Origin of the sequence: Streptomyces sp. NPDC046881 (assembly GCF_040645015.1) — a bacterium.
Lineage (GTDB): Bacteria > Actinomycetota > Actinomycetes > Streptomycetales > Streptomycetaceae > Streptomyces.
Genome location: NZ_JBEYXJ010000183.1, coordinates 1 through 8,797, shown reverse-complemented (window position 1 = coordinate 8,797; position 8,797 = coordinate 1). Strand labels below are relative to the sequence as shown.

The 8,797-nt window shown below is 72.9% G+C and carries 7 protein-coding genes and 2 pseudogenes; 4 read left to right on the top strand and 5 right to left on the bottom strand.

What is annotated here, in order from left to right; translation table 11 throughout:
* Positions 1 to 470 precede the first annotated feature (470 nt).
* A pseudogene (locus ABZ923_RS40040) lies at positions 471 to 644 on the top strand (LysR family transcriptional regulator); the annotation flags it as partial.
* A gap of 24 nt (positions 645 to 668) precedes the next feature.
* Here the strand turns inward: ABZ923_RS40040 and ABZ923_RS40035 are convergent.
* From ABZ923_RS40035 to ABZ923_RS40025, 3 genes are all read right to left on the bottom strand, one after another.
* Positions 669 to 2,813 carry an EAL domain-containing protein gene (locus tag ABZ923_RS40035; RefSeq protein ID WP_361482930.1) on the bottom strand — a complete coding sequence of 715 codons (2,145 nt, stop codon included), beginning with the start codon at positions 2,811 to 2,813 and terminating at the stop codon, positions 669 to 671.
* Positions 2,810 to 3,622 (bottom strand): SAM-dependent methyltransferase, encoded by an 813-nt coding sequence (locus ABZ923_RS40030; protein WP_361482927.1) that lies wholly within the window; start codon positions 3,620 to 3,622, stop codon positions 2,810 to 2,812. Before ABZ923_RS40030 ends, ABZ923_RS40035 begins: the two co-directional genes overlap by 4 nt.
* 273 nt (positions 3,623 to 3,895) lie before the next feature.
* Positions 3,896 to 4,861, bottom strand: coding sequence for an SCO0930 family lipoprotein (locus tag ABZ923_RS40025; protein WP_361482933.1), 966 nt, complete (start codon positions 4,859 to 4,861; stop codon positions 3,896 to 3,898).
* 776 nt (positions 4,862 to 5,637) lie between these two features.
* Between ABZ923_RS40025 and ABZ923_RS40020 the strand changes: the two genes are divergently transcribed.
* Together ABZ923_RS40020 and ABZ923_RS40015 are read left to right on the top strand one after the other, a co-directional pair.
* Positions 5,638 to 5,766, top strand: coding sequence for a hypothetical protein (locus ABZ923_RS40020; RefSeq protein WP_361482935.1), 129 nt, complete (start codon positions 5,638 to 5,640; stop codon positions 5,764 to 5,766).
* A 32-nt stretch (positions 5,767 to 5,798) separates the two neighbouring features.
* Complete coding sequence (locus ABZ923_RS40015) at positions 5,799 to 6,563, top strand: hypothetical protein (protein ID WP_361482924.1); 765 nt, start codon at positions 5,799 to 5,801, stop codon at positions 6,561 to 6,563.
* Between the two features lie 128 nt (positions 6,564 to 6,691).
* Here the strand turns inward: ABZ923_RS40015 and ABZ923_RS40010 are convergent, their stop codons facing one another.
* On the bottom strand, positions 6,692 to 7,555 hold the full coding sequence (locus ABZ923_RS40010; protein WP_361482921.1) for a hypothetical protein: 864 nt from the start codon (positions 7,553 to 7,555) through the stop codon (positions 6,692 to 6,694).
* A gap of 332 nt (positions 7,556 to 7,887) precedes the next feature.
* On the opposite strand from ABZ923_RS40010, the gene ABZ923_RS40005 reads away from it, so the two are divergent.
* Positions 7,888 to 8,559 (top strand): class F sortase, encoded by a 672-nt coding sequence (locus ABZ923_RS40005; protein WP_361482919.1) that lies wholly within the window; start codon positions 7,888 to 7,890, stop codon positions 8,557 to 8,559.
* Between the two features lie 38 nt (positions 8,560 to 8,597).
* Here ABZ923_RS40005 and ABZ923_RS40000 read toward each other — a convergent pair.
* Positions 8,598 to 8,726 (bottom strand): annotated as a pseudogene (locus ABZ923_RS40000) (polysaccharide deacetylase family protein); the annotation flags it as partial.
* Positions 8,727 to 8,797: the final 71 nt, after the last annotated feature.

Below are 8,797 nucleotides of genomic sequence, written 5' to 3'. Positions count from 1 at the left end.
CGGGCCCCACCCCTCCGCCCGACGGCGGTGCCGGCGGCGCGCGGGTCGTTAGCCGCGGGACGCGCCGGCCGCCTGCCGGTGGCCCCACGGCCCACACCCAGCGGCACGCCCGGGCCCTTCGGGTAGGGCCGTCGGCGGTGCGGGTGGAGCGACGGGCGGGAGCCGCGGGACGCGCCGGCCGCCTGCCGGTGGCCCCACGGCCCACACCCGGCGGCACGCCCGGGCCCTTCGGGTAGGGCCGTCGGCGGTGCGGGTGGAGCGACGGGCCGTACCTGTGGCGCCGTCGGCCGAACGCGGTGGCCCGGCAGGCCGTACCGGTGGCGCCGCACGCCGTGCTGGTGGCACCGTCGGTCGGCCCCATGCCGTCGGCGGCCGAACGCCGTGGCCCGGCAGGCCGTACCGGTTGCGCCCTCGGCAGACCCTGACAGCCCTGGGGCCGTGCCCGTGGCGTCCTCGGACGGAACCCGGTGCTGGTCACCGTGCTGCCGGCGTCCGTCGCCGATCGCTGTCCGCGTCCGGGCGTCGTCTACCGGCCCGTCCCGGACGCGCCGCCCTCGCTGCCGGCGGTCGCCTGGCCGCAGCAGTCCCGCTTCACGGCCACCGCGGCACTCGTCCGGGCGGCCACCGCCGTGGTCGCGTCCGCCCGGGAGGGGGGACGACGGGGCCGGTCAGCCCGTCGCGTCCACCAACGCCAGGTCCTGGAGCCTCTCCGGTGGGCCCGGGCGGGCGTAGTACCAGCCCTGGGCGGTGTCGCAGCCCAGTATCCGCAGCTGTTCGGCCTGGGCGCCGGTCTCCACGCCCTCCACCGTGACCGCCAGGTCGAGGCTGTGGGCGAGGGAGACGATGCCCTCCACGATCTTCAGGTCGACGGGGTCGGCGGGGAACCGCTGCATGCTCTGGGTGAAGGAGCGGTCGAGTTTGAGGATGCTCACCGGCAGGCGGCGCAGGTTGGCGAGGTTGGAGTAGCCGGTGCCGAAGTCGTCCAGGGCGATGTCGACGCCCATCTCGGCCAGTCGGCGCAGGGGTTTGAGCAGGTCGTCGTCGGCGCCGATGAGCGCGGACTCGGTGACCTCAAGGCACAGGGCGTCCGGGGCGACGCCGGAGCGTTCGAGGATGTCGACCGTGTCCTGCACCAGGCGGGGGTGGCTGAGCTGGCACGGCGACAGGTTGACGTTGATGCGCAGCGGACCGGCGGAGGTCTGTTCGCCGTAGCGTTCGCGCCAGGCGCGGGCCTGACGGATCGACTCCTCCAGCACCCAGCGGCCGAGGGGAACGATCAGGCCGGTGTGCTCGGCGAGCGGGATGAACCGGTCGGGGCCGAGCACGCCGTGCTGCGGGTGCAGCCAGCGCACCAGCGCCTCGGCACCGCGCACACTGCCGTCGCCGAGGTGGACCAGCGGCTGGTACTCGATGAAGAACTCGCCGCGTTCCAGGGCGGTCGGCAGGGCCGTGGTCAGGCCGTGGCGGGTGATGGCGCGGGCGTCGGCCTCCGGGTCGGCCAGTTCGGAACGGTTGCCGCCGGCCGACTTCGCCCGGTACATGGTGATGTCCGCGCTGCGCAGCACCTCCGCGGCCGTGCGTTCGCCGGCGGGACCCTCCACGATGCCGAGGCTGCCGCGGACCAGGAGGTCGCGGCCGTCGATGCTGATCGGGGTGACCAGCGCGTTCATGATGCGCTCGGCGAGTTCGTCCACCTCGCGTTCGGTGCCGGGACCGGTGGTGAGGGCCACGAACTCGTCGCCGCCGAGCCGGGCGACCATCTCGCCGGGCGCGGTCGCGCAGGACTGGAGCCGGTCGGCGACCTCGACCAGCAGCCGGTCGCCGGCCGCGTGGCCGAGGCTGTCGTTGACGGTCTTGAAGCCGTCCAGGTCCAGGTAGCACAGGCCGAAGCGCTGGCCCTCGCCCGCACCCAGCGCCTTCTCCAGGCGTTCGAAGAACAGGGAGCGGTTGGGCAGGCCGGTGAGGGCGTCGTGCGTGGCCTCGTAGCGCAGCCGGAGGTTGAGCAGCCGGCGCTCGGTGGTGTCCTCCATGAGGGCCAGCTGGTACTGCGGGGTGCCGTCGGCGTCGCGGAGCAGGGAGACCGTCAGGTTGGTCCACAGGACCGTGCCGTCGGGGCGGTTGAAGGCCTTCTCCAGGTGGTAGTGCTCGCGTTCGCCGCGCACGAGTTCGTCGTAGAGCCGCCAGGTCTGCGGGGCGTCCTCGGGGTGGACCCAGTCCTGCACGCGGCGGCCGCGCAGGGTCTGCTCGGAGAGGCCGAACATGCGCAGCAGCGCCTCGTTGACCTGGAGGACGTTCCCGTCGAGGTCGGCGATGCCGATTCCTATCGCGGCCCCCTCGAAGACCGCGCGGAAGCGGGCCTCGCTGGCGTGCAGCGCCTGGGCCACCACACCCTGGGCCCGCAACGCGGCCTGGGCGATGGCCTCCTGCTCGGCGAGGGTGCGCTCGCGCAGCGCCTGGGCGTAGCCGGCGGCCATCGCGTGCTGCAACCGCGAGGAACGCATGCGCAGTTCGTCCTGGGGGCCGTCCTCGCCGCAGTACAGGACCAGGTAGGCGTCGACACAGTCCAGGGTGCGGGCGAGCGCCTCGGGGTCGGTGCAGTGCGCCCGCACCAGCGCGGCGCCGACGGCCTTCGCCGCGTCCGCGTCGAAGCTGCGGGCCCGCAGCAGCTCGCTCAACCGGCGGGCGAGCGGCAGGAGTTGTTCCTCGAACTCGGCGCGGGTGAACGACGTCGAGGTCACCGGGAAGAGCGCCCGGCTCCAGATCGTCGTCAGCCGGCGCAGTCTGCCCTCCGGCTCGTCCTGCTCCGCGCTCACGCCGTACGCCCCACGCCGGCGAATCCGGAGAAGGCATACGGATCCTCGTCCTCCGGCGCCGATTCCGGGCGCCAGTGCGGCATCTGCACCAGTCCGGGTTCCACCATGTCGTACCCCTCGAAGAACCGCGCGATCTCTTCGCGCGAGCGCATGATCAGCGGGTTGCGAATGTCCTTGTATACGTCCACCGCGCCCTCGGCCCGCTCGGCGGGCAGCGGGATTCCCTCGTACGAGGCATGGGTGAGGATCAGCAGGCTGCCGGGCGCGAGCGCCTCGCGCAGCTCGGCCACCGCTCCGTACGGGTCGTCCGCGTCTTCCACGAAGTGCAGTATGGCAACGAGGAGGAGGGCCACTGGCCGATTCAGGTCGATCAGGCGGTCCAGTCGGGGGCTGGAGAGGATCTCCCGGGGCTTGCGCAGGTCCGCCGCGATCACGTCGGCGTCGTCGTTGCCCGCCAGCACCGCCTCGCTGTGCGCGACCGCCACCGGGTCGTGGTCGACGTAGACGACGCGGGCGCCCGGTACGGCCGCCTGCGCCACCTCGTGGACGTTGCCGAAGGTCGGGATGCCGGAGCCGATGTCGAGGAACTGGGTGATGCCCTCGCCGGCCGCGAACCGCACGGCCCGGCGCATGAACGCCCGGTTGGCCTGCATGATCTTCGGCAGTCCCGGCATGAAGTCCATGGCCTTGCGGGCCGCTTCCCGGTCCACCTCGAAGTTGTGCGAACCGCCCAGGTAGTAGTCGTAGATCCGCGAGACGCTCGGCACCGAGATGTCGATGCTCCGGGGGGCCCAGGCGGGGCGCTCCATGTATCACTCCAAGGCGTAGGCGACGCGGACAGGCGATCCGGTGTTCGAGCTGAGGCTACTGATCGCCCGCCAAACGGGCGACCTGAACCGGAAATTGACCGTCCGTTCCCGGTCACTGCCTGCGGCAAGTGCCCGTATGGCCCCGCTGTGTGACGGCTGTCCGGCCGCGCGCGCCCACGCACACGACGATCCGCCCCCTCCGTGCGGTGCGGAGGGGGCGGATCTGCGGCCGTGCGCCGGGTCGGGCGGGACGATCGACCCTGGGGAGGTGATCTATTCGCCCGGCGCGCCGACCGGCTTGCCGTCGGGCGAGACGGCGTACCACGTGCCGCCCACGCCCTGACCGTTGGTGTCGCCCGGGGCCTTGTCCCCGGAGAAGGTGTAGATGGGCCAGCAGTTGACGGTCATCTGCTTCACCCCGTCGGGACGGGTGAACGGCATCAGGCCCTTCTTCTTCACGCCCTTGGTGTCGTCGGCGTTGACCGGGCCGACGGCCGGCCACTTCTCCAGGCAGGCCCCGGTGCAGTTGGAGACGGACTTCGGCCAGGCCTGGTCCTTCATGAAGCGGTAGACCGTCATGCCCTTCTTGTCGACGACGATGTCGCCGAGCTTGGGGTCCTTGCGGACGGACAGGCCGGGCAGGTCGGACAGCGTGGCCTTCTTGCCGTCGGGGGCGAGCGCGAACCACTTGCCGCCCACGCCCTGGCCGTTGACGTCACCGGCGTTGACGTCCTTGGCGTAGCGGTAGGCGGGCCAGCCGCCGATGGTGAGCTGCTTGGTGCCGTCGGCGCGGGTGACCTCGCCGAGCAGCGCCTTGTCGATGCCGTCGCCGGCGGTGGCGTCGTCGGCGGGGACCGGCGGCCAGGTGGTGGCGCAGTCGCCGTCGCAGTTGGACTTGGGCGGGTTCGCGGTGTCCTTGTCGAACCGGTAGAGGGTGAGGCCGGAGCCGTCGGTGAGCACGTTCCCCAGGTCCGGGTTGGCGGCCACGGTGAGCTTGCCCGCGGGGGTGGCCGGGGACGGGGAGGCGGAGGTCTTGCTGCCGTCGGCGCCGTATCCGTTGCCCGCGCCCGTCGCGGTCCCGGCACCCGGGTTGCCGTAGTCGCCGGCGGCGGCCGTGGCCCCGACATTCTGGGCCGCCGACGCGGGAGCGCTGGCGTTGTCCTGACCGCACGCCGTCGTCAGCGCCAGCACCGAAGCGGCTGTGGCCACCAGTGAGGCGGTCCGCCAGGAGGTCTTCATCGTCAAACTCCCCATTATCGCCTGGATATTGCAGCGCCTGCTGCGCCGCCGCACGGTCATGGGTACGCGGCGCAGGGGCCGCGGTGTTCAACGGCGGCCGGAATTTCTTTCCGGATCCTGTGACGCGCCCGGGGAGCCACCGGCGCGCACACCGGGATGAAGCTGCCCGATACAGACTCTTCCGCCCGTCAAACCCGTGATCATCCCATCTCCCTCTTTAGGAGCAATCTCGGCGTACTCCCGGGCACGGCGTGCGGTCGCGCCTCATGATCTTCGTCGTGCATGGACCCGAAGTGACCCGACGCGCGCCCACCACACGGGTGTTGGCCCTCTTCACGCTGACCTGGGCGCTGGTGGGCTGTCCGGCCGGCAGCGCGTCGGCCGACGCCTGCGCGTCCGCCTCGACGGGCCCGGACGGCACGGTGGCCGTGGCCTACGCCGGCGGCCACCACTGGCCCGACCCGCCCTGCCCGAAGCCGCCGCCCCCGCCCCCGTGCCCGCCCCCGCCGACGCCCACCCCCACACCGACCCCACCGCCGAAGCCGCCGCCCCCGCCGACACCGACCCCCACCCCCGAACCGACGCCGACGCCCAGACCGGCGCCGAAACCGACGCCGAAACCGACACCCCCGCCGCGGCCCCCCAGGCCCGCTCCGGCACCTCCGGCTCCCCCGGCACCCCGGCCGACACCCCCGCCCGCCCCGCCGCCGGCGCCCGAGCCGGCCCCCACGCCGAAGCCGGCGCCCAAGCCCGTCCCGCGGCCGTCCGTGACCCCGGTGAGCTACCCGGCGTACCACCCGCACGCCGTCAGCCGCACCACCCGCGGTCACACCTCGCCCGTCACCTACGTCCTGCTCATCACCGTCCCCGCGATCGTCGCCGTCGCGGCGCTGCGCCCGCGCTGACGCGCCGGCCCGCTCACTTCTGGAGGCACCAGTTGTCGGATTGGCTTGTTCTCGTCCTCGCGATGCTGGGGGCCTGCGCCGTGGTGGTCGTCATCACGCTGCTACGGCACCGGACGGCCGCCGAGGACGAGGATCCGAGCGAGACCCCGGACGTCATCGAGTACATGACGATGTGGATCGGCGTCATCTACGCCATCGTGCTGGGACTGGCCATCGCGGGCGTGTGGGAGGCACGCAACTCCGCCCAGGACCACGTCCAGACCGAGGCGCAGGCGCTGCACGAGATCTCGGAGCGGGTCCGGGTCTACCCGCCCGACATCCGCGACCGCATCCGCGCCGACGTGGACGCCTACGTGGGGTACGTCGTGCACACCGAGTGGCGGGCGATGGCGGACGAGGAGCGGGTCACGGACCACGGCGCCGAACTGCTGCAGACGGTGCGGGCGGACGTCACCGACTACCAGCCGCGCAACGACTTCGAGGCCCAGGCCTACCAGCCGCTGCTGGACCAGCTGGCCACCGCCGACCAGGCGCGCAACGCGCGGGCCGACGCCACCGGGGCCACCATGCCCCCGGTGGTGTGGTGGGGGCTGCTGACCGGGGCGCTGATCACCATCGGCATGGTGTTCGCGCTCCAGATCCGGCGCACCCGGCGCGAGTTGGTCCTGGCCGGGCTGTTCTCCGCGACCATCGCCTTCATGCTGTTCCTCATCTGGGACCTGGACGCGCCCTACAGCCGCGGCATCGCGGTCACCGCGGAGCCGTTCCTCAGCATGTTCCCGGGCGCCGGCGGATAGCCCCGGCCGGCACGGCGGCCATGACAGGCCTTCGCCCCCACTTCCGCGAGGAACCGGGGCGAAGGCCTGTCGACGTGCACGGGTCGGGGACGGGGGCGGATCCGGTGGCCCGACGGCGCACCGGGAACTCAGACGCGCTTCTCGTGCCGGCGGCGCAGCCAGAAGGCGCCCCCGCCGACCACGGCGGAGGCCACCAGGCCACCGCCGATGGCCACGTCGGTGGGCGTGGCGCCGCTGGTCCTGCTGCCGCCGAACCCGCCGCTGACACCGCCGATCACGGTGAAGGCGTCCCGGCGGGTGATGGTGCGGCCGTCGCAGCGGACGGTGACGTCGTAGCGGCCGCGGCGGGCCTCGCGGTCGACGGTGGCGACACCCCGCGCGGTGTCGTCGCGGAACGACTCCAGGTCGGTGACGCCGAAGGCGTCGGAGCTCGCCGTGCCGCTGCGGCAGCCGTTCACGATGATGGTGACGCGACCGCCGGCGGGCACGATGTCGGGTGTGACGAAGATGTCGCGGGAGTTGCCCAAGCCCTCTCCGCGGCCCCCTTCCCCGCCGAGTCCGTTCCCGCGGCCGAAGTCGTCCCCGCGGTCCCCCCGGTCCCCCCGGTCCCCGCGCCCGTTGTTCCCGCCCTCGCCGCCACGGCCGTTGCCCTCTCCGCCACGGCCGTTGTTCCCGCCCTCGCCCCCACGGCCGTTGCCGAAGCCCTCACGGCCGTTCCCGTTGAAGTTCCCGTTGCCGTTGAAGTTGCCGTTGCCGTTGAAGTTCCCGTTCCCGTTGAAGCGGCCGTTGCCGTTGAGGTTGCCCGTGCCGGGGATGACGCCACCCCCGCTGAAGGTGCCGATGTTGCCGGTGCCGGGCACGATGACGGTGGTGTTGTCGGTGCTGCTCGGACCGCCCCCGTTGCCCATGCCGTCCGCGACAGCCACGGGGGCGGCGAGCCCGAGCACGGCGACCGTGGTGCACGCCGCCGCCAGGGCACGTTGGTTGCGCATGTGATCCTCCGCGGGAGGTCACCGGGTCCCGTCCCCGGTGGATCGGCGAGAAATCACCTCCCGTACAGACCCTGGGACGCGCGGAACACGCCCGCATGTCGAGAATGGTCCGTCCTGGTGATCCGACACGCCGACGGACAACCACACAATCGGATATTGCCGCAGGTCACGGACCGTCAGAAAATTCCTGAGAACGGCAACTCGGATGGCTCACCGAGCGTGCGGGCGGCCACCCGTTCGCCGATCGCCCCGTCGCCCGTCGCCCGCGCGGGACTTAGCGTTTTCCCATGCGCGACGGGCGTGGCGGCGACCGCGTCGAGAGGGGATGGCGAATGTCTGCGTCCAAGCTGGCCGAGCTGGCCGAAGAGGAGGAGCGGCGGAGGAAGCGCGCCCCCTGGGGCGTGATAGCGCTTGTTCTGCTGACCGGTCTGGCCCTGATCCGCAACGGTTCCGGGGAGTTCGACGTCGGCCCGCCGCAGCCCGCCTCGGCGGCGGCCCCCGACAGCCGCGCCACCCTGGGCACCTTCGCGCCCGCGCCCACCGCCCTGCCGTTCTCCCCCGTGCAGCGGGTCCGCATCCCGGCGATCCGGGTGGACGCGCCCGTCGTGCAGGTCGGGCTGGACGCGGACGGCTGGGTCGCCGCGCCGCCGCCGGAGAACCCCGGCCTGGCCGGCTGGTTCACCGGCGCCGTGTCCCCGGGCGAGAAGGGCACCGCGGTCATCGTCGGCCACGTCGACAACCAGCGGGGCCCCGCCGTGTTCTACGGCCTCGGGGCGCTGACGAAGGGAAACCAGATCGAGGTCCTGCGCCAGGACGGGAAGACCGCGGTGTTCGAGATCTACGGCGTCGAGGTCTTCGCGAAGAACAACTTCCCCGGCGACCGCGTGTACGGCTCGAAGGGGACGCCGGAGCTCCGGGTCATCACCTGCGGAGGCGGTTTCTCCAAGCAGAACGGCTACGAGGGGAACGTCGTCGTCTTCGCCCGCCTGGCCGCGGTCACGTGAACCGCCGCGGCCCGGCGGGACGGTGGGGCCGGGGACCGTCAGGCGCGCCGGGGCGGCACGGTGAGGCGGTACCCGGAGTCGAGCAGGTAGGGCAGCCACTCCCGGATCGCCCGGACGGTCTGCGAGCGGTCGCCCCCGGCGTCGTGGGAGAGCCCCACCCCCCCGGGGGGGGGCGCGCGCGCCACCCCCGGCCAGATTGTGTTGGTTGGGGGGCCCATACGGTGGGGGGTGGTCACGT